Annotated in this window: 23 protein-coding genes and 1 riboswitch; of the genes, 22 read left to right on the forward strand and 1 reads right to left on the reverse strand. The window is 74.2% G+C overall.

The features are described 5' to 3' along the window. Positions 1 to 24 precede the first annotated feature (24 nt). The 15 genes from ACFZAT_RS23915 to ACFZAT_RS23985 all read left to right on the forward strand — a co-directional run bounded on the left by ACFZAT_RS23915 (position 25) and on the right by ACFZAT_RS23985 (position 14,914). Complete coding sequence (locus ACFZAT_RS23915) at positions 25 to 984, forward strand: ABC transporter permease subunit (RefSeq protein WP_391266816.1); 960 nt, start codon at positions 25 to 27, stop codon at positions 982 to 984. Positions 985 to 1,000: 16 nt separating this feature from the next. Then, the gene (locus tag ACFZAT_RS23920; protein WP_391266818.1) at positions 1,001 to 1,960 is read left to right on the forward strand and encodes an ABC transporter permease subunit; all 960 of its coding nucleotides are present in this window, start codon (positions 1,001 to 1,003) and stop codon (positions 1,958 to 1,960) included. Between the two features lie 109 nt (positions 1,961 to 2,069). Then, the gene (locus ACFZAT_RS23925) at positions 2,070 to 3,695 is read left to right on the forward strand and encodes an alpha-amylase family glycosyl hydrolase (protein ID WP_391266821.1); all 1,626 of its coding nucleotides are present in this window, start codon (positions 2,070 to 2,072) and stop codon (positions 3,693 to 3,695) included. Between the two features lie 110 nt (positions 3,696 to 3,805). Beyond that, complete coding sequence (locus ACFZAT_RS23930; protein WP_391266824.1) at positions 3,806 to 4,132, forward strand: cupin; 327 nt, start codon at positions 3,806 to 3,808, stop codon at positions 4,130 to 4,132. A 43-nt stretch (positions 4,133 to 4,175) separates the two neighbouring features. After that, positions 4,176 to 4,802 carry a GNAT family N-acetyltransferase gene (locus ACFZAT_RS23935; protein WP_391266828.1) on the forward strand — a complete coding sequence of 209 codons (627 nt, stop codon included), beginning with the start codon at positions 4,176 to 4,178 and terminating at the stop codon, positions 4,800 to 4,802. Between the two features lie 99 nt (positions 4,803 to 4,901). Beyond that, entirely contained in the window at positions 4,902 to 5,774 is an 873-nt protein-coding gene (locus tag ACFZAT_RS23940; RefSeq protein WP_391266830.1) for an ABC transporter substrate-binding protein, read from the forward strand. A 79-nt stretch (positions 5,775 to 5,853) separates the two neighbouring features. After that, positions 5,854 to 6,786 carry a PfkB family carbohydrate kinase gene (locus ACFZAT_RS23945; RefSeq protein WP_391266832.1) on the forward strand — a complete coding sequence of 311 codons (933 nt, stop codon included), beginning with the start codon at positions 5,854 to 5,856 and terminating at the stop codon, positions 6,784 to 6,786. An 81-nt stretch (positions 6,787 to 6,867) separates the two neighbouring features. After that, entirely contained in the window at positions 6,868 to 8,115 is a 1,248-nt protein-coding gene (locus ACFZAT_RS23950) for a beta-ketoacyl-ACP synthase II (RefSeq protein WP_391266834.1), read from the forward strand. A 51-nt stretch (positions 8,116 to 8,166) separates the two neighbouring features. Beyond that, complete coding sequence (locus tag ACFZAT_RS23955; RefSeq protein ID WP_391266837.1) at positions 8,167 to 10,008, forward strand: acyl-CoA dehydrogenase; 1,842 nt, start codon at positions 8,167 to 8,169, stop codon at positions 10,006 to 10,008. Beyond that, complete coding sequence (locus tag ACFZAT_RS23960) at positions 10,005 to 10,160, forward strand: hypothetical protein (protein ID WP_391266839.1); 156 nt, start codon at positions 10,005 to 10,007, stop codon at positions 10,158 to 10,160. The genes ACFZAT_RS23955 and ACFZAT_RS23960 overlap by 4 nt, the downstream gene beginning before the upstream one ends. Before the next feature lie 90 nt (positions 10,161 to 10,250). After that, on the forward strand, positions 10,251 to 10,490 hold the full coding sequence (locus ACFZAT_RS23965; protein ID WP_391266842.1) for a phosphopantetheine-binding protein: 240 nt from the start codon (positions 10,251 to 10,253) through the stop codon (positions 10,488 to 10,490). Beyond that, positions 10,487 to 11,710 (forward strand): beta-ketoacyl synthase N-terminal-like domain-containing protein, encoded by a 1,224-nt coding sequence (locus tag ACFZAT_RS23970; protein ID WP_391266844.1) that lies wholly within the window; start codon positions 10,487 to 10,489, stop codon positions 11,708 to 11,710. The genes ACFZAT_RS23965 and ACFZAT_RS23970 overlap by 4 nt, the downstream gene beginning before the upstream one ends. Positions 11,711 to 11,760: 50 nt before the next feature. Continuing rightward, a riboswitch (cobalamin riboswitch) is annotated at positions 11,761 to 11,948 on the forward strand. Positions 11,949 to 12,009: 61 nt separating this feature from the next. After that, on the forward strand, positions 12,010 to 13,050 hold the full coding sequence (locus tag ACFZAT_RS23975; protein ID WP_391266847.1) for an ABC transporter substrate-binding protein: 1,041 nt from the start codon (positions 12,010 to 12,012) through the stop codon (positions 13,048 to 13,050). Beyond that, complete coding sequence (locus ACFZAT_RS23980) at positions 13,047 to 14,138, forward strand: iron chelate uptake ABC transporter family permease subunit (protein ID WP_391266849.1); 1,092 nt, start codon at positions 13,047 to 13,049, stop codon at positions 14,136 to 14,138. Before ACFZAT_RS23975 ends, ACFZAT_RS23980 begins: the two co-directional genes overlap by 4 nt. Further along, a complete protein-coding gene (locus ACFZAT_RS23985) occupies positions 14,135 to 14,914 on the forward strand; it encodes an ATP-binding cassette domain-containing protein (protein ID WP_391266854.1) in 780 nt (259 codons plus the stop codon). The genes ACFZAT_RS23980 and ACFZAT_RS23985 overlap by 4 nt, the downstream gene beginning before the upstream one ends. A gap of 85 nt (positions 14,915 to 14,999) precedes the next feature. Here the strand turns inward: ACFZAT_RS23985 and ACFZAT_RS23990 are convergent, their stop codons facing one another. Further along, complete coding sequence (locus ACFZAT_RS23990) at positions 15,000 to 16,022, reverse strand: DUF2382 domain-containing protein (protein WP_391266856.1); 1,023 nt, start codon at positions 16,020 to 16,022, stop codon at positions 15,000 to 15,002. Positions 16,023 to 16,396: 374 nt separating this feature from the next. Here ACFZAT_RS23990 and ACFZAT_RS23995 point away from each other — a divergent pair, with 374 nt between their 5' ends. The 7 genes from ACFZAT_RS23995 to ACFZAT_RS24025 all read left to right on the forward strand — a co-directional run bounded on the left by ACFZAT_RS23995 (position 16,397) and on the right by ACFZAT_RS24025 (position 22,701). Then, positions 16,397 to 17,041 carry an adenosylcobinamide amidohydrolase gene (locus tag ACFZAT_RS23995; protein ID WP_391266859.1) on the forward strand — a complete coding sequence of 215 codons (645 nt, stop codon included), beginning with the start codon at positions 16,397 to 16,399 and terminating at the stop codon, positions 17,039 to 17,041. Next, entirely contained in the window at positions 17,038 to 17,943 is a 906-nt protein-coding gene (locus ACFZAT_RS24000) for an NAD(P)-binding domain-containing protein (protein WP_391266861.1), read from the forward strand. The genes ACFZAT_RS23995 and ACFZAT_RS24000 overlap by 4 nt, the downstream gene beginning before the upstream one ends. Positions 17,944 to 18,183: 240 nt before the next feature. Then, positions 18,184 to 19,101, forward strand: coding sequence for a zinc-binding dehydrogenase (locus ACFZAT_RS24005; RefSeq protein WP_391266863.1), 918 nt, complete (start codon positions 18,184 to 18,186; stop codon positions 19,099 to 19,101). Beyond that, positions 19,098 to 19,814 carry a GNAT family N-acetyltransferase gene (locus ACFZAT_RS24010; RefSeq protein ID WP_391266866.1) on the forward strand — a complete coding sequence of 239 codons (717 nt, stop codon included), beginning with the start codon at positions 19,098 to 19,100 and terminating at the stop codon, positions 19,812 to 19,814. Before ACFZAT_RS24005 ends, ACFZAT_RS24010 begins: the two co-directional genes overlap by 4 nt. A gap of 154 nt (positions 19,815 to 19,968) precedes the next feature. Further along, entirely contained in the window at positions 19,969 to 21,180 is a 1,212-nt protein-coding gene (locus ACFZAT_RS24015) for a SpoIIE family protein phosphatase (RefSeq protein ID WP_391266869.1), read from the forward strand. A gap of 79 nt (positions 21,181 to 21,259) precedes the next feature. Continuing rightward, positions 21,260 to 21,937 carry a TetR family transcriptional regulator gene (locus ACFZAT_RS24020; RefSeq protein WP_391266871.1) on the forward strand — a complete coding sequence of 226 codons (678 nt, stop codon included), beginning with the start codon at positions 21,260 to 21,262 and terminating at the stop codon, positions 21,935 to 21,937. Beyond that, complete coding sequence (locus ACFZAT_RS24025) at positions 21,934 to 22,701, forward strand: glucose 1-dehydrogenase (RefSeq protein WP_391266874.1); 768 nt, start codon at positions 21,934 to 21,936, stop codon at positions 22,699 to 22,701. The genes ACFZAT_RS24020 and ACFZAT_RS24025 overlap by 4 nt, the downstream gene beginning before the upstream one ends. Positions 22,702 to 22,784 lie beyond the last annotated feature (83 nt).

Consider the following 22,784-nt stretch of genomic DNA (forward strand, 5'->3'; position numbering starts at 1 on the left):
GTACACCGGCACCGAGGAGACACCATGTCGGCCCCAACCCTGTCCCCCCGCAAGGCGACCAGGCCTCGCCCAGGACACCGAAGCTCCGCCCGCCCGGACTCCGCCCGCGAGGAGTTCCTGCGCGCCCTGCGCCGCAACATCTCAGCGCACGGCTTCCTGATCGGAGCGGTGCTCTGCTTCTCCCTCTTCTCCTGGTATCCGATGGTCCGGGAATTCATCCTGGCCTTCCAGAAGAACGAGGACGGCACCACCACCTGGGCCGGCTGGTCCAACCTCACGTACGTCTTCAACGACCCGGCCTTCTGGCAGGCCTGGCGCAACACCCTGCTGTTCACGGTCCTCGCCCTGCTCCTCGGCTTCGTCGTCCCGTTCGCCGTCGCCGTCGTGCTCAACGAGTTCCGGCACGGCCAGGGCTACCTGCGGCTGCTCGTCTACCTCCCCGTGATGCTGCCGCCGGTCGCCTCGGTCCTGCTCTTCAAGTACTTCTACGACCCCGGCTACGGGCTCTTCAACCGCATCCTGGGCATCTTCCACCTGCCCGAACAGCAGTGGCTCCAGGACACCAGCACCTCGATGCTCTCCGTCGTCATCGCGGCGACCTGGATGAACATGGGCGGAGCCACCCTCATCTACCTCGCCGCGCTCCAGGGCATCCCCGGCGAGCTGTACGAGGCCGCCGAGCTCGACGGCGCCGGGCTGCTGCGCAAGATCTGGCACGTCACCATCCCGCAGACCCGCCTCATCCTCTCGCTCCTGCTGCTCATGCAGATCATCGCGACGATGCAGGTCTTCACCGAGCCCTTCCTGCTCACCAACGGCGCCGGCCCCGAGGGCTCCACCACCACCGTCGTCTACCTCATCTACCAGTACGCCTTCAACTTCAACAACTACGGCAGCGCGGCGGCACTCGGCCTCGTCCTGCTCGTCGTCCTCGCGGGATTCTCCGCGGTGTACGTACGACTGAGCCGCAACAGCGAAGACTAGGACGGGAGCCAAGACCATGGCATCGAACACGCTTGTCTCCCGGCACGGGAGCACGTCACGCAAGTCCGCACGCCGCAGGTCCGAGGGCGGCGCCGAACGGGCCCGCCAGCGCACCCTGATCTCGCCGGCCCAGCTCGGCCGGCCGCGCGGCAAGGCCGTCTACTGGATCGTCTTCGGCCTGGTGATGGTCCTGTTCACGGCGGTCTTCCTCGGCCCGCTGTACTGGATGGTCACCGGCGGCCTGAAGACCACCCAGGAAGTGGTGCAGAGCCCGCCCACGGCCTTCCCCAGCTCCATCCACACCGAGAACTACAGCCAGGCATGGACGGTCATGGACCTGTCCAAGCTGCTGTTCAACACCCTGTACTACGCCTTCGGGGCGCTCGCCTTCCAGCTGATCTTCGACGTGGCCGCCGCCTACTCGCTGTCCAAGCTGCGGCCGGTCTTCGGCAAGGTCATCCTCGGCATGATGCTGGCCACCCTGATGATCCCGGCCACGGTGCTCGTCGTCCCGCAGTACCTCACGGTCCTGGACGTGCCCCTGGTCCAGCGCAACCTGGTCAACTCGCCCTGGGCGATCTGGCTGCCGTCGGTCACCAACGCCTTCAACATCTTCCTGCTGAAGCGGTTCTTCGACTCCATCCCGGGCGAGCTCCTCGACGCCGCGGCCATGGACGGCGCCTCACCCCTGCGCACCCTGCGCTCGATCATCCTGCCCATCTCCCGGCCGATCCTCGGGGTCGTCTCCATCTTCGCCGTCGTCGGCGTGTGGAAGGACTTCCTCTGGCCGATGCTCACGCTGCCCGACCCGAGCAAGCAGACCCTCAACGTGGGCATCTACTCACTGGCCAGCGGCGTCCCCGAGAACGTCCTGATCGCCGCGCTCACCATCGCGTCGATCCCGACGCTGCTGATCTTCCTGCTCTTCCAGCGCAACATCATGAGCGGTCTCACCGCGGGCGGCCTCAAGGGCTGACGCCCGCCCCCCGAAACCGCCCTCCCCTCAGCACTCCGCCGCCGGCCCTTCCATCCTGCCCCGCTTACCGGGCCGGCGGCGGAGTCCCACCTGCCCGAAAGGAACGTCAGTGGCAGCCAACCGTCCGTCCGAGGCCACCGAATCCTGGTGGCGCGACGCCGCCATCTACCAGATCTACGTACGCAGCTTCGCCGACGGCGACGGCGACGGCACCGGCGACCTGGCAGGGGTACGGGCCAGGCTGCCCTACCTCGTCGAACTGGGCGTGGACGCCCTCTGGTTCACCCCCTGGTACCTCTCGCCGCTTGCCGACGGCGGTTACGACGTGGCCGACTACCGCACGATCGACCCCGCGTTCGGCACCCTCGCCGAGGCCGAGAAACTGATCGCCGAGGCCGGCGAACTGGGCATCCGCACCATCGTGGACATCGTGCCCAACCACGTGTCGGACCAGCACGCCTGGTTCCGCGCCGCCCTCGAAGCCGGCTCCGGCAGCCCCGAGCGCGACCTCTTCCACTTCCGCAAGGGCCGCGGCGCGAACGGCGAGATCCCGCCCAACGACTGGGTCTCCGAATTCGGCGGCACCCCCTGGACCCGGCTGGACGACGGCGAGTGGTACCTCCACCTCTTCGCCACCCAGCAGCCCGACCTCAACTGGGCCCACCCCGCCGTCCGCCGCGAACACGAGGACGTCCTGCGCTTCTGGTTCGAACGCGGCGTCGCCGGTGTACGCATCGACTCCGCCGCCCTGCTCGCCAAGGACCCGGCGCTCCCCGACTTCGTCATCGGCAGCGACCCGCACCCCTTCGTCGACCGGGACGAACTCCACGACATCTACCGCTCGTGGCGTGCCATCGCCGACGAGTACGGCGGGGTCTTCGTCGGTGAGGTCTGGCTCCCCGACACCGAGCGCTTCGCCCGCTACCTGCGCCCGGACGAGCTGCACACCGCCTTCAACTTCAACTTCCTGGCCTGCCCCTGGGAGCCGGAGAAGCTGCGGACCGCCATCAACGACACGCTCTCCGAGCATGCCTCGGTCGGCGCCCCCGCCACCTGGGTCCTCTGCAACCACGACATCACCCGGACCGTCACCCGCTACGGCCGCCAGGAGACCGGGTTCGACTTCGCCGCCAAGACCTTCGGCACCCCCACCGACCTCGCCCTCGGTACCCGCCGGGCCCGCGCCGCCGCCCTCCTCTCACTGGCCCTGCCCGGCGCCGCCTACCTCTACCAGGGCGAGGAACTGGGTCTGCCCGAGGCCGACATCCCGCTCGACCGCATCCAGGACCCGATGCACTTCCGCAAGAACGGCACCGACCCGGGCCGGGACGGCTGCCGAGTGCCCATGCCCTGGGCGGCGGGCGAACCGTACGCCGGCTTCGGCGCCACCACGGAGCCCTGGCTCCCGCAGCCCGAGGGCTGGTCCGGCTACGCCGCCGACATCCAGAACGGCGACCCGGACTCCATGCTCAGCCTGTACCGCCAGGCCCTGCGGCTGCGGCGCACCGAGCCGGGCTTCGGGACCGGAGGAGAGCCCGGCATCCGACGGCTGACCTGGCTCGACGCCGCCCCCGGGGTGCTCGCCTTCGCCAGGACCGACGGGCTGCTCTGCGTCGTCAACCTGGCCGCCGAGGCCGCGGAGCTGCCCCCGCACAGCGCGGTGCTGCTCACCAGCGGACCCCTGGACGAGGCCGGGCGCCTCCCGCAGGACACGGCGGTGTGGCTGCGCGCCTGACCGACGCCCCGGCGGGGCCGCATCCGCCGCACGGGCCGGGACGCATGGGAGCGCGTCCAGGCCCGTGCGGCAGGTTCGCGGGCGGGCCGGGGCTGCGGCACAGTGGGCTTATGGACGCTCCGAACGATCTGAATGCCCTCGCCGCCGAGCATCTGGCCGCCGCCCGTGACGCGCCGCACGGCCGCAGCGCCCACCTCGTGCTCCACCAGGACCCGCTGCGGCAGTCCGTCATCGCGCTCACCTCGGGCTCCGCGCTCGACGAGCACAACGCCCCGCCCGCCGCCTCGCTCCTTGTCCTGCGCGGCTCCGTCCGGCTCACCGCCGCCTCCGGCGACGTCGAGCTGACACCCGGACGGCTGCACCCGGTCCCCCAGGAGCGGCACGGGCTGCTCGCCCTGGAGGACGCGGTCGTCCTCCTCACCGCGGTCAACCCCTGACACCCTCTTGTGAGAGCGCTCTCAGAGTAGGCAGGATGGGCCGGTGACCTCGCTTCCCGGCCTCCGGCCCTACCGCCCCGAAGACAGCGCCGCCCTCTCCGACATATGCATACGCACCGCCGCGGGCGGCGGCGACGCCCGGGACATCTACCCGGACCACGACCTGGTGCCGTCCATCTTCGCCACGCCCTACGCCGAGCTGGAACCGGACCTCGCCTTCGTCCTCGACGACGGCACGGGCCGCGCGGTCGGCTACATCCTCGGCACCGCCGACACGCCCCGCTTCGTGAAGGAGTACCGCGAGAGCTGGCTGCCCAGGGTCGCGGACCGCTTCCCGCGGCCCGAGGGCCCGCCGCTGAGCCCGTCCGACGAGATGGCCGCCCTCCTGCACAACCCGGAGCGCATGGTCCTGCCCGAGCTCGCCGGCCACCCCGCCCACCTGCACATCGACCTGCTGCCCGACTGGCAGCGCAAGGGGTACGGGAAGGAGCTGATGCACACCTTCCTCGCGGCCCTGGACGCCAAGGGGGTCGAGGGCGTCCACCTCTCCATGCTCACCTCCAACACACCCGCCAGGGCCTTCTACGACCGGCTCGGTTTCACCGAGATCCAGGTCCCCGCCCCCGGCCCCGTCAGCTATCTCGTACGCGACACGCGGACGGATCAGTAGCACCCGTCCACCCTCCGGAGGGTGCGGCCCGCGATTGCTGGGCAGGTACTGACCGACCGCCGCCGCCGGGCGGCGGATTCCGGCTGGGAGGCGTGTGACGTGAACGAGCGCACCGTGTGGCAATTCACCGACGACCGGGGGCAGTTGTCGGCATCCGGCGAGCGACCGCAACGGGTGCTCGCGTACATCCAGGCCGGTGCCACCCTGGGGGACCACGGGATACGCCCGGCCGGGCTCTTCGGCTCCGGCCACGACGACCCGGCCGCCCCCGACCCCGCGAAGACCGGGTCGCTCCCGCTCGACGGGATCGCGTACGCCGGTGCCGGGGCCACTCTGGACGTGGACGCCTTACTGAGCTGCGCACCGGACCTCGTCGTCGCCGTCAGCTACGGCGGCGGCCAGGTCTACGGCCTCGACCCGGAGACCGCCAAGCACCTGGAGGGCCACGTCCCGGTCGTCGTCATCGACGTCGGCCAGGGGCGCACCCTCGCCGGGATCGGCGACCGGTTCGCGGAGCTGGCCCGCTCGCTCGGCGCCGAGGAACCGGCCTCGGCGAGCCGGGAACTGGACGCCGCCCGGGACCGGCTGCGCGCCCTCACCGAGGGCCCGGACCGGGCGAGGGTCCTCGCCCTGTCCCCGGCCGACCAGGACCAGGCATACCTGGCCCGCCCCCGCATGTGGCCCGAGCTCCGGGTCCTCGCGGACCTCGGCGTCGGCCTGATCGAACCCGCCGAGGGCCCCGGGGCCAACTGGTCCACGGCGGGCTGGGCCGAGGCCGCCGCCCTGCGCCCCGACGTCGTCCTCGCCGACATCCGGGGCAACGCGACCCCGCTCGCCGAGCTGCGCGGCAACGCCGAGTGGGCGGCCGTCGCCGCGACGGCCCGGGTCGTCCCGTGGAACCCGGAACCGGTGTGCAGCGCCCACGCCCACGCCCGGTTCCTGGACCTGGTGGCCGACGCGCTGGACACGTAGAGCCGCTGGTCGGCCGGGGCCGTACGGTGGGCCGGACGTTCCGTCACCCCTCCGCCGCACCCCGGGAGACCCCGCCCTCATGCCCGACCGCCCCGACTTCCTGGTCATCGGTGAATGCGTCGCCGACATCGTCCGCGTCCCGGACGCCCCCGACCGGGTGCACCCCGGGGGCAGTCCGGCCAACCTGGCGTACGGCCTGGCCAGGCTCGGCCACGACGCGGAGCTGCTCACCCAGCTGGGCCGGGACGACAACGGACGGCTGATCCGCGCGCATCTCACCGGGGCGGGCGTCGAGGTGCTGACGGACGGGGCCCCCGGCGCCACCCCGTCGGCCGTCGTCACCCTGGACGGCGAAGGCCGCGCAGCGTACGCCTTCGACATCACCTGGACGCTCGGGCAGGTGGCCCTCGACCGGCAGCCCCGGCACGTCCACACCGGATCGATCGCGGCGGTGACCGAACCCGGGGCGGCCACGGTGCTCGCCGCCGTCGAATCGCTGCGCACGGCCGCCACCGTCAGCTACGACCCCAATGTGCGGCCCGCGCTGATGGGCGACCACGGGACCGCCGTGCGCCGGGTCGAGCGGTGCGTGGGTCTCAGCGACGTCGTCAAGGCCAGCGACGAGGACCTGGACTGGCTGTACCCCGGCCAGGACCCGGCCGAGGCCGCCCGGCGCTGGCTCGGCTCCGGCCCCGCCCTCGTCCTCGTCACCCGGGGCGGCGACGGCGCCACGGCGGTCCTGCCCGGCGGTCAGGTCGACATCGGCGCGCTGCCCGCCGAGGTGGTCGACACGGTCGGCGCGGGGGACGCCTTCATGTCCGGCACCCTGCACGCGCTCGCCGCCCACGACCTGCTCGGCGCGTCCGGCCGGCAGCGGCTGCGCTCCCCGGAGCGGGGCACGGTGAGCGACGTACTGCGCCACGCGGCGGCCTCGGCGGCGGTGACGGTGGCACGGGCCGGCGCGAACCCGCCGGACGAGGCGGAGCTGCGCGGGGCGCTGGGACTGGACTGACATCCGGTCAGGACCGCACCCTCGACCCCCTCCGGCGCGTTCCCCTTCAGAGGACCGACGACGCAGGGGAGGGGCCGGGGCATGGTGCGGGACGCGGGGACGGCGACCGTGGTGACGGGGCTGGGGCTGGTCACCCCCGCGGGCGACGACGAGCGGGCCTTCTGGGCCGGGCTGTGCGCGGGCCGGTCCACGGCCCGGCGCTGCGAGGAACTGGCCGGACTGCCCGCCGACTTCGCCTGCCGGGCCGACCGGACAGATCTGGACGAGGCCATCGGGGGCCGGACCGGCTGGCGGATGGCGCGGTTCGCGAAGATGGCCCTGGTCGCCGCGCGCCGGGCCGTCGCCGACGCCGGGCTGCGCCCGGACCGCTGGGACGGCGGCCGGGTGGGCGTCGTGCTCGGCGTCGGCGTCGGCGGGGTCTCCGCCCTCGTGGACAACGTCCGCCGGTTCGACGGCGGCGGCGCGCAGGCCGTATCGCCGCTCCTCGCGCCGATGATGATGCCCAACGCGGCGGCCGGCGAGATCGCCGTCGACCTGGGCGCCCACGGCCCCAGCCTGGCCCCGGCCACCGCCTGCGCCTCGGGCGCCACCGCCCTCGCCACCGCGCACGACCTCCTGGCCACCGGCCGCTGCGACCTCGTCGTCGCGGGCGGCGCGGAATCCGTCCTGACGCCCCTGGTCGCCGCGGCCTTCGCGCAGCTGGGCGCGCTCTCCACGCGCACCGGCGACCCGGCCGCCGCCTCCCGCCCCTTCGCACCCGACCGCGACGGCTTCGTCCTCGGCGAGGGCGCCGGGGTGCTCGTCCTGGAGCGGGGCGCGCACGCGGCGGCCCGGGGCGCCCGGGTGCGGGCCGTGCTCGCCGGGACCGGGGCCGCCACGGACGCCCACCACCCCACCGCGCCGGACCCCGGCGGCCACGGCGCCCGGCGCGCCGTCGAGGCCGCCCTGGACGCGGCGGGCTGGGCCGCCCACGAGGTCGGCCACGTCAACGCGCACGGCACGTCCACGCCGCTGAACGACGCGATGGAGGCCGAGCTGATCGCCGGCCTCTTCCCGCACCGGCCTCCGGTCACCGCCCCGAAGGGCGTCCTCGGGCACACGCTCGCCGCCGCCGGTGCGATCGAGGCCGCCGCCACCGTGCTCACCCTCGAACACGGCGTCGTCCCGCCGGTCGCCAACCTGGACGCGCCGCCCGCCGACTGGGACATCGACTGCGTCACCAAGGAGCCGCGCCGCCTGCGCGTCGACCGGGCCGTCAGCCACTCCTTCGGCTTCGGCGGGCACAACGTCGCCCTCTGCTTCGAACGGGTTCGCCCCTCCGGACGGTGAACATCTGCACGAGCGCGGTGTCCTGACCGTACGCCGGTCGTTCAGCTTTGTATGACCACCACGCTCACCGGCGTCGATCCCCTCGCACGCCCGCTCACCTCCGTACTCCTCGGCGCCGACGCCCGCCGCGAGCACGGATTCTGGCGGCGGCTCGTCGCCACCGAACCGTTCCGGCTGCCGCCCGGTCCCGCCGCCGGCGGCACCCCGGACGAACGGCTCGCCCGCGCCTACGCACGACTGCGCACCCTCAACGACGCCCTGGACAGCGCCGCCCGCCCGGCCTCCGACTTCCGGGCGCTGGCGGCGCTGCACGAGTGGCTGGCCCCGGTCGACCCCGCGCTCGCCACCATCGCGGGCATCCACTACAACCTCTTCCTCGGCAGCCTCCTGGACCACATCGCCGACAGCCCCCGCGACCTGTCGGACTTCCTGACGCTGCGGCGTACCGGAACCTTCCTGTGTACGGAGGTGGCGCACGGCAACGACGCGGCGGCCGTCGAGACGACCGCCTCCTACGACCCCGTACGCGACGGGTTCGTGCTGCACACCCCGCACTGCGGGGCGCAGAAGTTCATGCCGAACACCGGACGGCCCGGCGGCCCCAAGTCGGGGCTCGTCGCCGCGCGGCTGCTGGCCGGCGGGGCCGACCGGGGGGTGTTCCTGCTGCTCGTGCCGCTCACCGGTGCCACCGGGCCGCTGCCGGGCGTACGGGTGCGCGGGCTGCCGGCCCGCATGGGCAGCCCCGTCGACCACAGCCTGACCTCGTTCGACCACGTCTTCGTGGGGCGCGAGGCGCTGCTGACGGGCCCGCAGGGGTGGATCGACGGCGACGGGGAGTTCCGCAGCGCCATCGAGGGCCGGCGGCGCCGCTTCCTCGCCTCCATCGCCCGGGTCGTCACCGGCAGGATCTCGATGAGCGCCAGCGCCGTCGGCTCGGCCCGCGCCACGCTGGCCGTCGCGGTCCGGTACGGCGGCCACCGCCAGGTCTCCGCCGGACGCGGGGCGCGGCTGCCGGTGCTCGCGTACCGCACCCACTACGGGCCGCTCGCCGAAGCGATGGCCACGGTCTTCGCGATGAGCCTGCTGCACCGCCGCGTCCTGGACCGCTGGGAGGCGGCCCAGGCGGGGCCCGAGGCCGGGCGGGAGGCGGCCGAGCGGCTGGTGGACATCGCCAAGGGCTGGATCACCTGGCGGGCCAGGGCCGTGATCGTGGAGTCCCGGGAACGCTGCGGCGCCCAGGGCCTCCTGGAGAACAACGGGATGGCCGCGCTCGTCACCGGCGTCGAGGGCGCCATCACCGCCGAGGGCGACAACCTCGCCGTCCACGCCAGGGCCGCCGCGGCCCTGCTCGCCGACCGCCCCGCCCACGAACCCGCTCCCGCGCACGGCGACCTCACCGACCTGCGCTTCCTGGTCCGGCTCCTGGGGTGCGCCGAGGAGCTGTGGTTCGCGCGCGCCGGGGCCCGGGCGGCCCGCACGGCGCCGGGCGACCCGCTCGGCCGGTGGAACGCGGCGGCGGGCCCCGCCCTGCGCGGGGTCGAGGCGCATGCCTGCAGGCAGGCGGCCGAGGCGTACGCGGAGGCGGTCGAGGCGCTGCCCGCCGGGGCGGACCGGGACCGGCTCGGCGAGCTGGCCCGACTGTTCGCCCTGGGCCGGGTCGCGCGCGACGGCGGAGACCTGCTCGCGGCCGGTCATCTGAGCGCCGGTCAGGCGGAGGCGCTGACGGACCACACCGAACGGCTCATCCAGGCGGTGGCCCCCCACCTCCCGGAGCTCGCCGGCTCCTTCGCCCTCCCCGACGAGCTGCTCGCCGACTGGCCGATCACGGGCGCCGGTTACGCCGACGCGTACGACGATCCGGAGGCCCACTGGCACACGGAGGAGGGCCGATGACGGGCACCCTCGCCCGCCGTGCGGCACGAGCCGTGCGCGGGCTCGGGGCCGGGGCCGTCCTCCTCGCCTACTGGACGACCGTCGCCGTGTGCGCGCGATGGTGCGAGGCGCCCCGGACGGGCGTTGGCGAATCGGTTCGCCGCAAGGCGTAACCGGAGCGACGCTGCTCAGTTGTTCCGGCGTCGGGGCCGTGCGCGCCGGCGCCGGACACCCCACCGGATGGGCATGAGGAAAGGAAGACCATGAGCACGATCCACCCCCGCATCACCGACGTACTCAGCCGTACCTTCAAGGTGCCCGTGGCCGAGATCCTTCCGGGCTCCACGATGGACAGCCTGGACATGGACTCCCTCGCGGCCGCCGAGTTCGCCGTCGTCCTCCGGGAGACCACCGGGGTCGAGCTGGACAACGGGACCCTGACCCGGGGGACCACTCTCGCCGAGCTCACGGCGCACCTGCAGGCGTCGGCCGGCGCCCGATGAGGACGCCGGCCATCGCCGTCACCGGGCTCGGCATGATCACCCCGGTCGGCAACGACACCGAGTCCACCTGGGACGGCGTGTGCGCCGCCGTGAGCCCGGCCCGCACCGTCCCCGCGCTCGCCGGGTGCGCGGTCGACTTCGCCTGCGTGGTCGACGGCATCGACCTGGACGCCGAGATCGGGCGCCGTACCGCCTTCCGGATGGGCCGGTACGTCAAGTTCGCGGTCCTGGCCGCCAGGGAGGCCGTCGCGGACGCCGGGCTCGACCCGGCCGGCTGGGACGGCAGCCGGGTCGCGGTCGTCGTCGGCACCAGCAGCGGGGGATCCGCGCACCTCACCGACCAGGCGCTGGTCCTGGAGCGGCGGGGCCCGGAGGCGACCTCGCCCGCCGGGGTCCTGCTGACCATCCCCAACATGCCCGCCGCCGAGATCGCGATCGAGATGCGGGCCACCGGCCCCAGCATGGCCCCCTGCACGGCCTGCTCCTCCGGCGTCACCGCACTGTCCGTCGCCCGGGACCTCCTGGCCGCCGGGCAGTGCGACGTGGCGATCGCGGGGGCGACCGAGTCGACCGTCTTCCCGATCGCCATGACCGGCTTCGCCCGGTCCGGGGCCGCCGCCCGCGCGGACGGCGACCTGTCCCGGCTCAGCCGGCCCTTCGCCGCCGACCGCGCCGGACTCGTCATGGGCGAGGGCGCCGCCGTCATGGTGCTGGAGCGCGTGGCCGACGCGGAGGCCAGGGGCGCCGAACCACGGGCCCTGCTCGCCGGCACCGGCGCCACCACGGACGCCCATCACCCCACCAGCCCGAACCCCGACGGGCGGGTCGCCGGGGCCGCCGTCGAGGCCGCCCTGCGCGACGCGGGCTGGCGGGCCGACGAGGTGGAGCACGTCAACGCGCACGGCACCGCGACCCTGCGCAACGACGCCGCCGAGGCCGCGCTGATCAGCCGGGTGTACCCGCACCGGCCACCCGTCACCGCCCCCAAGGGCGTGCTCGGGCACTGCATGGGCGCGGCCGGGGCGATCGAGGCCGGGCTGACGGTCCTCACCCTCCAGCGCGGGGTCGTCCCGCCGGTCGCCAATCTGGACGCGCCCGCGCCCGGGTTCGACATCGACTGCGTCACCAAGGTGCCGCTGGTACGGCAGGTCCGCCGGGCCGTCAGCCACTCCTTCGGCTTCGGCGGGCACAACGCGGTGGTGGCGCTCCAGCGCCCGTGAGCTGCCGTTCCCGGGCGGACGAGGGCGCGGCTGATCTGCGCGTAAGCCCGTGGTAGCGTGCCCGAGCCAGTCGAACTCCACGTAGGGGTCAGGGAATCCGGTGCGAATCCGGAACTGACGCGCAGCGGTGAGGGGGACGGGCGGGGCCACGGCCACTGGGAGACCCGGCGTCTCCCGGGAAGGCGTCCCGCCCGGACGAACCCGAGTCCGAAGACCTGCTGGCGACCGCCGTCCGGGACCGGGCGGCGGGTTCCGTACAGCGGGCCCCGCGCATGGGCCCAGAGACGCCGAGGTACCCCGTGCCGCCGATATCCGGCCCCGCCCGTTCCGCCGCCCTGCTCACCGCCGCCCTCCTCCTGCTGACCGCCTGCGGGGGGCCGCCCTCCGAACAGACCGACGCGACGGGGAAGTCGGACGGCTATCCGGTCACGCTCAAGAACTGCGGGCGCACCGTCACCGTGGACGCCCCGCCCCGGCGTGCCGTATCCGTCGACCAGGGCACCACGGAGATCCTGCTCTCGCTCGGCCTCCAGGACCGGATCGCCGCGACCGCCACCTGGACCGACCCGGTGATGAAGGGCCTGGAGAAGGCCAACGCGGGCGTGAAGCGGATCGCCGACAACCGGCCCTCCTCCGAGAAGGTCCTCGACCAGGAACCCGACCTCGTCGCCGCCGACTTCGAGTCGACCCTCGCCAAGGGCGGCGTCGCCCCGCGCGAACAGTTCGAGAAGCTGGGCGTCCCCACCTATGTCGCGCCCGCCGACTGCACCGCCAAGGACAACACCAAGGACGGCGACGGCGTCCGCACCGGAGCCCTGACCATGGACAGCGTCTACGCCGAAGTGCGCGACCTGGCGCGGGTGTTCGGCGTGCCCGAGCGTGGCGAGAAGCTGGTCGGGCGGCTCCGTGACCGTATCCGCGAGGCCGCCGACGGCATCGGCGGATCCGGCACCTCCGTCATGTACTGGTTCGCCAACTCCGAGGCCCCCTACCTGGCGGGCTGCTGCGGGGCGCCGGGCATCATCAGCCGGGAACTGGGCCTGAAGAACGTCTTCGGCGACACGCACGACGAATGGCCCCAGATCAACTGGGAGACCGTCGCCGACCGCAACCCGGACGTCCTCGTCATCGGCGACCTCACCCGCAAGTCCCAGACCGCCGAGAGCGCCGCCGGGAAGATCGCCTTCCTGGAGTCCAACCCCGTCACGAAGACGATGGACGCCGTACGCCGCAAGCGCTACGTACTGCTCAGCGGCCAGGCCATGAACCCGACCATCCGCACGGTCGAGGGCGTGGAGCTGGTGGCCGCCGGGCTGCGCGACTTCGGGCTCGCGGGGTGACGGCCACCGACCGGCTCGCCGCCCCACCCGGAAAGGCCCCGCGTGACCGGGCACCGGAAGCGGCGCCCGCACGCTCCCGGCTGCGCGGCGGCCTCCTGTGGACCGGTGGCGTCGTGCTGCTCGCCCTCTCCGTCGCGGTCGCCGTCACCATCGGACCCGCCCGGATCTCCGTCGTGGACGTCTGGTCCGCCGTCGCCGCCCACCTCGGCGTCGGCGAGGTACGGCTCAGCCCGATCCGCGACGGCATCATCTGGAACCTGCGCATGCCGCGTACGCTGCTCGCCGCCGTCTGCGGGGCGGGCCTCGCGGTCTGCGGAACCGTCATGCAGTCCCTGCTGCGCAACCCGCTCGCGGACCCGTTCGTCCTCGGCGTCTCCTCCGGCGCGTCCACCGGCGCGGTCCTCGTCGTCGTGCTCGGCGTCGGCGGGGGAGCGGTGACACTGCCCGCCGGAGCGTTCGCCGGGGCGCTGTGCTCCTTCGCCCTGGTGATGCTGCTCAGCCACACCCTGGGCGGCTCCACCGACCGGGTCGTCCTCTCCGGCGTCGCGGCCATGCAGCTGTTCTCGGCGCTGACCTCGTTCGTCGTCATGACGGCCGCCGACGCCGAGCAGACCAGGGGCGTGCTGTTCTGGCTGCTCGGCTCGCTCGGCGGGGTCGGCTGGACCGATGTGTGGGTCTGCTCCGCCGTTCTCGCCGTCAGCCTGCTGATCTGCCTGGGCCACGCCCGTACGCTCGACGCCTTCGCCTTCGGGCAGGACGCGGCCGCCGCCCTCGGGGTGAACGTCGCCCGCGTGCGGACCGTTCTGCTCTGCACGACCGCGCTGCTCACCGCCGCGCTCGTCAGCTCGGCCGGGGCCATCGGCTTCGTCGGGCTGGTCCTGCCGCACGCCGCCCGCGCCCTCACCGGCTCGGGCCATCGCAGACTGCTGCCGGTCACCGCGCTCGCCGGAGCCGTCTTCCTCGTCTGGGTCGACACGCTCGCCCGGACCGTCCTCGACCCCCAGGAGGTCCCGGTGGGCGTCGTCACCGCCCTGATCGGCGTGCCCGCCTTCGTCGCCGTCCTCTACCGCACCAGGCGGCCCGCGTGACCGGGACGACGGCCGAGGGCCTGCGGGCCGAAAGGGTCGCCCGGGAAGCCGGCGGCCGCCTCCTCCTGGACGGCGTGACGCTCGCCCCGGAGCCCGGCACCACCGTGGGCCTGATCGGACCGAACGGCTCCGGCAAGTCCACGCTGCTGCGCATCCTCTCCGGGGTCCTCGCCCCGCACACGGGCGTCGTCACCCTGGACGGCGCACCGCTGCCCGACGTCGGCCGCCGCGCGGTGGCCCGGCGCGTCGCGGTCGTCGACCAGCACGCCGCCACCCAGGACGAGCTGAGCGTCCTGGACGTCGTACGCCTGGGCCGCATCCCGCACCGGCGCGCCTGGTCGGCACCGACGGGGGCGGACGCGGCGGCGGTGGACGAGGCGTTGGAACGCACCGGGCTCACCGGCCGTCGCGACCAGTCCTGGCACACGCTGTCCGGCGGGGAGCGCCAGCGCGTCCAGATCGCCCGCGCGCTCGCCCAGCAGCCGCGCGAACTCCTCCTCGACGAACCGACCAACCATCTGGACATCCAGCACCAGCTGGAACTGCTCGCCCTGGTCGCCTCGCTTCCGCTGACCGCCGTCGTCGCCCTGCACGACCTCAACCTGGCCGCCATGTTCTGCGACCGGATCGTGGTACTCAGCGGGGGCCGGGCGGTCGCGGGCGGCACCCCCGCGCAGGTCGTCACCGAGGAACTGATCGAGGACGTCTACCGGGTGCGGTCCGTCGTCACGCCGGACGGACCGCAGGGGCGGCCCTCGGTGCGCTTCCTGCCCTGACGGCGCCGGGCACACGAGAGGGCGGGCCCGTCGGCGGGCCCGCCCTTCGCTTGTGGTGCGGTGCGGCAGTCATGCCGGCGGGGGGTCAGCGGTGGCGTCCGCGGCCGAGGTCGCCGCCGGTGTCCTTGCCGCCCATGTCCTGGCCGCCCATGTCCTTTCCGCCCTTGGTGGTGCCGTCCGCGTAGTCGATCTGCTCCTTGCGCAGCTCGGCGGAGACCTCCTTCTGCTCGGTCACCCTCTGGGTTTCCATCCGGACGCGCTCGACCGGGACGGTCTCCTTGCGCGTCGTGGCGCGCTCCGCGTGGAGGGTGACCTCCACGTCCTGCTCGGTCAGATCGCCCGTGCGCGCCGTCTTGTCGCCCGGCTGAAGCGGCTCACGGACCACCCGTACCTCCTCGTGCGAGACCGGAACGCTGCGCGTGACGTTCTCGGTGACGACGTACTTGTGGAGGCGGGCCCTGCCGCTCTCGTACTCCTCGGTGCCGATGTGCAGCTGCTCCTCGGAGCGGATCATCTCCTCCTTGCCGCCCAGGTCGGCCCCGGACCGCTGGGCACCCGCGCCGGCTCCGGCCAGCGGGCGTCCCGCGCCCGTGCCCGCCGCCTCGGTGTCCCGGTGCCTGCCGGTGCCGGCCGACTGCGTGCGGTCCGTGCCGGAGGTGCCGGCCGCACCCATGGCCCCGGCCCCTGCCCCGGCCGCCGCGCCGGTCCCGGCCGCGCCCATGGTGCCGGTGCCCGTGGTGGTCGGTGCGCCGGTCCCGGACTTGTCGCCCAGGTTGCCCCGGGTGTTCCTGGTCAGGCCGTAGTGCCGGTACAGCTCCTCCTCCTCCGACACGGACAGATGCGCGTCCGCGTCCACCCGGGGGGCTTCCTTGACCTGGTCCTTGCCGTGGGAGATGTGCAGGTCGGAGCCCACTCGACGGGCTCCGGCGAGAGGCACGAAACTCTCCTTCATGCCGAACAGGCCGGTCTTCACCGTGATCCAGTCCGGGCGGCCGGTGCTGTCGTCGACATACACGCGGCCCACGTTGCCGATCTTCTCGCCCTCGGTGTCGTACACCGTCAGGCCGTCGAGCTCTCCGGAATCCGTGAAACCGTCAGCGGCTCCCATATCCGAATCCTCCTCGCCCGGGCGCGTCCTGTGGGTGGGTCCAGCAGAGAAGGCGCGTCCGGATTCCATCGCGCCTCACCCGGATGGACGCTGCAACCGCCCGGCCACCGGGGGCGGCGCGCCGTGTCCGCATCGGACCGGCGCAGCCCCCGCGTCACGCGGCTGCGCGGCTTCCGCGCCTGTTACGCCATCCGGGTGAACGGGCCGGTCCTCGGACGCCCCGGCCCCGCCGCATATGATCAACGGGTCCACGCCGACCGGCGTCCCGCCGCGCCATCCGGGGGTGCCCCATCCGTTCCGTACGCATCCGGCTCCCCGCACAACGCGGCGAACTGCTCGCCCGGCGCGAGGACGGCGCGGAGCTGCACCACCTCGTGTGGCGGCTGGGACCCGGCTGGCGGGTGTGCAGCAGCGCGGTCCTGGGCGGCGGCATCGGCCCGCGCGAGTGGATCCTCAACGCGCAGGTGCCCGGCGGCTACCCCCGCACGGACCCGGACCGCCACCTCGCCGAGATCGCCGCCGCCGCCCACCTCACCGGCCCCGGCGCCGGCCTCATGACCGCCGCCGACGTCACCGCGTACACCACCGCCGACGACGAGGACGTGCACGCCACCGCCACCTGCGGTCTGGGCGTACGCGGCTGGGCCGCCGCACCGGCCGAGGGCACCGGCGGACCGCCGCGCCCCGGCACCGTCAACATCGTGGTGACCTTCCCGGTACCGCTGTCCGACGCCGCCCTGGTCAACGCCGTGGCCACCGCCACGGAGGCCAAGGTGCAGGCGCTCCTGGACGCCGGACTCGACTGCTCCGGCACCCCCACGGACGCCGTCTGCCTCGCCGCGCCCGAACCGGGGCCGCGGACCGGCGCCGCCGAACCGTTCGCCGGGCCGCGCTCCCGCTGGGGCGCGCGCCTCGCCAGAGCCGTACACGCCGCCGTGCTGGAAGGCGCGCTGCGGCACCCCCAACAAGCCGAAGCCGCCGCGCACTCCGGCGCGCGGCCGACGGAAGGAACCCCATGACGTCAGCAGTCCCCACCGCGCCCCAGCGGCCGGTCGTCGCCGTACTCGGAGCCGGGATCATGGGCGCGGCCATGGCCCGCAGCCTGCTCCGCGCCGGTCTGGAGGTCCGGGCCTGGAACCGTACGCAGGCCAAGGCCGCCCCGCTCGCCGCCGACGGCGCCACCGTCACCGACACGGCGACCGAGGCCGTGCGCGGCGCCCATGTCGTGCTCACCGCGCTCACCGACACGACCGCCGTCGCCGCCGCGCTCACCGCCGCGTCCGAGGGGCTGCACCGGGGCCAGGTGCTGCTCCAGACCTCCACGGTCGGCCCGGACGGCGCCGTCGAACTGGCCCAGCGCGCCGCCGACCTCGGGCTGATCCACCTCGACGCCCCGGTCGTCGGCACCCGGCAGCCCGCCGAGCAGGGCGCGCTCACCGTCCTCCTCTCCGGCCCGGAGGCCGCCCGCCCGGTCGTCGAACCGGTGCTGGACGCGATCGGGCAGCGCACGGTCTGGGCCGGCGAGGAGCCGGGAGCGGCGTCCCGGCTGAAGCTCGTGGTCAACGCCTGGGTCGTCAACATGGTCGGCGGCGTCGCGGAGTGCCTGAACCTCGCCGAAGGGCTGGGCGTCGACCCGCGTACGTTCCTGGGCCTCGTCAAGGGCGGACCGCTCGACTCCGGTTACCTCCAGGCCAAGTCCGCCGCCGTGCTCGACGGCGACCTCACGCCGAGCTTCGCCCTGTCCACCGCCCTCAAGGACACCCGTCTCATCCTCGACGCGGCCGCTCAGGCCGGTGTCCGGCTGGACCTGGCCGCCGCTTCGGCCGCCCGCTTCGAGCGCGCCGAGGCCGCCGGACACGGCGAGGAGGACATGGTCGCCACCTACTACGCGGGCCGGGCCCCCGAACGGGACGGCGGCTGACCGGACCGGGGCAAGGACCCCGTAACGGCGCGAGACCGCCCCACCGGTACGGGGGAGCCCGGTGGGACGGCCGCCCTCAGCGTGCCACAGGACCGCCCGCCGCAGGGGCCGGCCGGCGGGTACCGGGCCGTGATTGAGTCGAAATCGACGGTACGGGAATACCCGGGCGCCACGTGTCCTTGCCGCAGCCGGGGTGCCCGTCAGCAGGGCGCCGGCGCACCAACAGGGGAGAAGGAGTTCATGCCGAAGGCGTACGTGTTCACCCGCAACGGCGGCCCGGAGGTGGAGGGCTTCGCCGATCTGGAACGGCCGAAACCCGGCCCCGGCGAACTGCTGGTCGCCGTCCGGGCGGCGGGCGTCAACCCGGTCGACTGGAAGCTGCGCACCGGCTACACCCGGCCGGGCAGCGAGCCGCTGCCGTTCCCGGCCGTCTTCGGCAGCGAGGCCGCCGGCACCGTCGTGGAGACCGGCCCCGGAGCGGAGGGCTTCGCCCCCGGCGACGAGGTGTTCGGCAACCCGCTGACCGGCGGGTACGCCGAGTACACGCTCATGCCCGTCGCCGTCACCGCCCACAAGCCGGCCGCCCTGTCCTTCACCGACGCGGCGGTCCTGCCCGTCGCCGCCGCCACCGCCTACGACGGGCTGCGCCAGCTCGGCCCCGCCCCCGGCGCCACGCTCCTGGTCACCGGGGCCGGGGGCGGCGTGGGCAGCGCCGCTGTCCAGCTCGCCCGCCACGCGGGCCTCCGTGTCCTCGGCGTCGCGAGCGCGGCCAAGAAGGACTTCGTGGAGTCCCTGGGCGCCGAGCACATCCCGTCCGGCGCCGGCCTCGCCGACCGGGTGCGGGCGGTAGCCCCCGAGGGCGTGGACGCCGTTTTCGACCTGGTCGGCGGCGACACCCTGCGCGAGGTGGCGGCGCTGACCGACCCGGCCGCGCTCATCAGCGCCGGCGGCAAGCCCCTGGTGACCGAGCTCGGCGGAGAACCCGTCCGGCGGGCCCGTACCGCCGCCGTCCTCGACGAGGTGGCGCGGCTGACCGTCGAAGGGGTCCTGCGCACCCGGGTGACCCGGACCGTGCCCCTCGACCGGGCGGCCGAGGCGCTGCGCGCGGTGGAGGACGGCCACGCCCTGGGCAAGACCGTGATCGAGGTGACCGCGTGACCACGCACCCGGACCGGGGCCACCCGCTGGACGACCCGGTCGGCAGCGCGCTGCGAGGCCCGCACGCCCACTTCGCCGAGCGCCGCGGCCGGGTGCTGCGCTACCCCTCCGCGGTCGCCCCCTGGGTGGCCCTCCCGCCGGACCCGGGGCCGGCCGACTGGGCCGATGTGGCGGCGCTCACCGGGCCGGGCGGAGCCGTCACGATCACCGCGTTCCGGGAGCCCCCGCCCGCCGGCTGGGAGATCACCTTCCACGCCGGGGGCGTCCAGCTGGTCGACGCGGGCGTGGCCGCACAACCCCTCCCCGGAGCGGTCCGGCTGGGCCCCGCCGACGTACCGGAGATGCTCGACCTGGTCGCCCGCACCCGGCCGGGCCCCTTCGAGCCCCGGACCGTCGAGCTCGGCACCTACCTCGGGGTGCGCCGGGACGGGGCGCTCGTCGCCATGGCCGGTGAGCGCATGCGCCCGCCGGGCTGGAGCGAGATCAGCGCCGTCTGCACCGACGAGTCGGTACGCGGCCAGGGGCTCGGCGGCGGACTCGTGCGCGCCGTCGCCCACGAGATCCGGCAGCGCGGCGAGATCCCGTTCCTGCACGCGGCGGCCGCCAACACCGGAGCCGTCCGGCTCTACGAGTCGCTGGGCTTCGAGCTCCGCCGGCGGGTCGAATTCCTGGCCGCCCTCGTGCCGGCCGGGGTGTCCGTGGCGGCGCGCTGAGCGGAGCGGTGTCCCCGGGGACACCGCTCCCGCGCTTTCCGGGACCTTCGGCCGGGCCGCCGGGGCCGTAAGCCTCGTGTGCGTCACCCCGCTGACCGGGTCGAATGGAGGCAGACGTCGGCATCCGGCCGGCCGATCCCGGAAGGAGAGGGCCTTGACGTTCGGACTCCTGAGCCGGTCCGCGCCCCGCGTGACGCTTCCCGGCACCGACCTCGGAGAGGCCGCCGTGCGCGCCCCCCGGGTCGGGAACGGGGTGCTGTTCGGCGCACTGGCCCTGCTGACCGCCGCGATCGTCTGCCTGGACGTCCTGTCGGGCCAGGACCTGCGTCTGGTGCCGCTGCTGGTGGTGGTACCGGCCTTCGTCTCGGTGTTCGGCACGATCGCCCAGACCACCGGGGTCGCCGTCTTCGTCATGATGGTGGCCGTCGCCTCGCGACTGGTGAGCGGCGGGAGCAACTGGGACATCGCGAGCAGTGTCGTCTTCACCGTCCTGGCGTGTCTCCTCGGTATCGGCGCCTGTGTGCTGCGCATCCGGCACGCCATCGAGGTCGCCCGGCTCCGTTCGGCCGCCGTCGCGCTCCAGCGCCAGATCCTGCGCCCGCTGCCCATTCCCACCGACCAGATCACCGCCCACGGCTCGTACACGCCGATCGAGGAGGACCACCTGGTCGGCGGGGACATCTACGAGGTCGTGCAGTCGCCCTACGGCACCCGCGTGATCATCGGCGACGTCCAGGGCAAGGGGCTCCCCGCCATCGGTGTGGGCTTCGCCGTCCTCGGCGCGTTCCGCGAGGCGGCCATCCGCGAACCCTCCCTGATCGGTGTCGTGGACCGGCTGGAGGACGCCGTCGCCCGGCAGAACGCCTTCGCCGCCCAGACCGGTGACACGGAACGCTTCGTGACCGCGCTCGTCCTCGGATTCGACGGCGACGGCCGGGCGCAGGCCGTCAACTGCGGCCATCTGCCGCCCCGCCTGGTGCACGACGGAGTCGCCGTCCCGGTGCCGTTGCGCCGGACGTCGGTACCGTTGGGCATGGCGGAACTCAGCAACGAGGGCCGCACCGCGGAGCGGCTCGACTTCCCGTCCGGCGCGACGCTCCTGATGTTCACCGACGGGGTGACCGAGGCCCGTGACGCCGAAGGGCGCTTCTATCCGCTCGACGCCCGGCTGAGCCGCTGGGCACGGCGGGGCCCCCGGGAACTGCTCGACGCGCTCGGACACGACCTGGAGGAGTTCTCCGGCGGCGTGCGGCGCGACGACATCGCCGTACTGGCCCTGAGCCGGGTCGCCGAGTCGGCCCCCGTCCCGGCCGAGCCGACGGTGTACGAGGCGATGCGGCCCGCCGAGGCGTTCAGCGGGCGGTAATCCGCGCAGCTCACAGGCTCACGATGTCCCGGCACGACTTCTGTCGCGCCGGGACATTTTCGGGTGTACGGTGAAAGACATGCAAGCGGAACAGAAGATTCCGGACCGGCGGGGCCGCAAGGCCCGCCGGACCCGGGACGCGCTGGCCGGGGCCGCGTTCGAGCTCGTGCTCGACCGGGGGCTCAGGGAGGTCACGGTCGAGGAGATCGCGGAACGCGCCGACCTGGACCGCCGCACCTTCAGCCGGTACTTCGCGAGCAAGGAGGACGCCGTCCTGGACTCGGTCCGGGGCGACGGCGACCGCATCAACGACGCCCTGCGCGCCCGCCCGGCCGGCGAGCCCCCGCTCACCGCGTACCGCCGGGCCGTCCAGGACTGGCTCGCGGACCCCGGGGTCCCGGCCTGGCACCGCCGCCCGCGCATCTACGAGCTGCTGGTCCTCGCCGAGCGCGAACCGACCCTCTACGCGGCCTTCCACCACATCCGGGTGGACGCCCAGGCGGACTCGGTCGCCATCGTCGCGGACCGGCTCGGCACCGACCCCCTCAGCGACCTGCGGCCCGCCGTCACGGTCGCCGCCGGAGCCGGCGCCCTCCTCGCCGCCCAGGCCGCCTGGGTCCGCGGCGACCGCCCCGACGAGCTGCCCCGGCTCGTGGAACGGGCCTTCGACGCCCTGGCCGGCGAACTCTTCACCGGCCCCGCGCCGCACAGCACCACCAGCACCACCAGCACCACGGAAGGAAACGGCACATCATGAGCACCACCTCCACCGACCAGGAGTTCGCCGGCCGGACCGCCCTCGTCACCGGCGGGGCCTCGGGCATCGGCCTGGCCCTCGCCCACCGGCTCGCCGGCGCGGGCGCCTCGGTCGTCGTCGCCGACTACAACGAGGAGAGCGCCCGCGAGGCGGCCGCCGCCCTGGAGAGCGCCGGCGGCCGGGCCGCCGCCGTGGCCGTGGACGTCACCGACCCCGCGTCCGTCGAGGCGGGCGTGCGGTTCGCCGTCGACACCTTCGGCGCCCTGCACCTCGCCGTGAACAACGCGGGCATCGGCGGCCCCAGCAACCCGACCGGCGAGTACGCCGTCGAGGACTGGGACCGGGTCGTCGCGACCAACCTCAGCGGCGTCTTCTACTCGATGCGCCACGAACTGCCCGCCATCGTCGCCGCGGGCGGCGGCGCGATCGTCAACATGTCCTCGATCCTGGGCACCAACGGCTTCGCCGGTTCGCCGGCCTACGTCGCCGCCAAGCACGGCGTCGTCGGCCTCACCAAGACCGCCGCCCTGGAGTACGCCGCCCAGAACGTCCGGATCAACGCGGTGGGCCCCGGCTTCATCGACACCCCGCTGCTGCGGAACACGGAGGGCCCCGCCCGCGACCACCTGATCTCGCTGCACCCGGCGGGCCGCCTCGGCACGTCCGAGGAGGTCGCCGAGCTCGCCGCGTTCCTGCTCTCCGACCGCGCCTCCTTCATCCACGGCAGCTACCACCTGGTGGACGGCGGCTACTCCGCCTCCTGAGCGGGGCTCCGCGGAGAACGGGGGATCTCGGGGGATCGGGGGTTTCGGGGGTCAGCACAAGAGACAGCCACAGAGGTCGAGGA

It is taken from the genome of Streptomyces sp. NPDC008163 (genome assembly GCF_042956885.1).
Classification (GTDB): domain Bacteria; phylum Actinomycetota; class Actinomycetes; order Streptomycetales; family Streptomycetaceae; genus Streptomyces; species Streptomyces drozdowiczii_A.

What these genes read in the sequence shown, in the direction of transcription:
- ACFZAT_RS23915 (WP_391266816.1), top strand. Translation starts at nt 25, where the DNA reads ATGTCGGCCCCAACCCTGTCCCCCCGCAAGGCGACCAGGCCTCGCCCA.
- ACFZAT_RS23920 (WP_391266818.1), top strand. Translation starts at nt 1,001, where the DNA reads ATGGCATCGAACACGCTTGTCTCCCGGCACGGGAGCACGTCACGCAAG.
- ACFZAT_RS23930 (WP_391266824.1), top strand. Translation starts at nt 3,806, where the DNA reads ATGGACGCTCCGAACGATCTGAATGCCCTCGCCGCCGAGCATCTGGCC.
- ACFZAT_RS23945 (WP_391266832.1), top strand. Translation starts at nt 5,854, where the DNA reads ATGCCCGACCGCCCCGACTTCCTGGTCATCGGTGAATGCGTCGCCGAC.
- ACFZAT_RS23950 (WP_391266834.1), top strand. Translation starts at nt 6,868, where the DNA reads ATGGTGCGGGACGCGGGGACGGCGACCGTGGTGACGGGGCTGGGGCTG.
- ACFZAT_RS23955 (WP_391266837.1), top strand. Translation starts at nt 8,167, where the DNA reads ATGACCACCACGCTCACCGGCGTCGATCCCCTCGCACGCCCGCTCACC.
- ACFZAT_RS23960 (WP_391266839.1), top strand. Translation starts at nt 10,005, where the DNA reads ATGACGGGCACCCTCGCCCGCCGTGCGGCACGAGCCGTGCGCGGGCTC.
- ACFZAT_RS23965 (WP_391266842.1), top strand. Translation starts at nt 10,251, where the DNA reads ATGAGCACGATCCACCCCCGCATCACCGACGTACTCAGCCGTACCTTC.
- ACFZAT_RS23970 (WP_391266844.1), top strand. Translation starts at nt 10,487, where the DNA reads ATGAGGACGCCGGCCATCGCCGTCACCGGGCTCGGCATGATCACCCCG.
- ACFZAT_RS23990 (WP_391266856.1), bottom strand. Translation starts at nt 16,022, where the DNA reads ATGGGAGCCGCTGACGGTTTCACGGATTCCGGAGAGCTCGACGGCCTG.
- ACFZAT_RS24000 (WP_391266861.1), top strand. Translation starts at nt 17,038, where the DNA reads ATGACGTCAGCAGTCCCCACCGCGCCCCAGCGGCCGGTCGTCGCCGTA.
- ACFZAT_RS24005 (WP_391266863.1), top strand. Translation starts at nt 18,184, where the DNA reads ATGCCGAAGGCGTACGTGTTCACCCGCAACGGCGGCCCGGAGGTGGAG.
- ACFZAT_RS24020 (WP_391266871.1), top strand. Translation starts at nt 21,260, where the DNA reads ATGCAAGCGGAACAGAAGATTCCGGACCGGCGGGGCCGCAAGGCCCGC.
- ACFZAT_RS24025 (WP_391266874.1), top strand. Translation starts at nt 21,934, where the DNA reads ATGAGCACCACCTCCACCGACCAGGAGTTCGCCGGCCGGACCGCCCTC.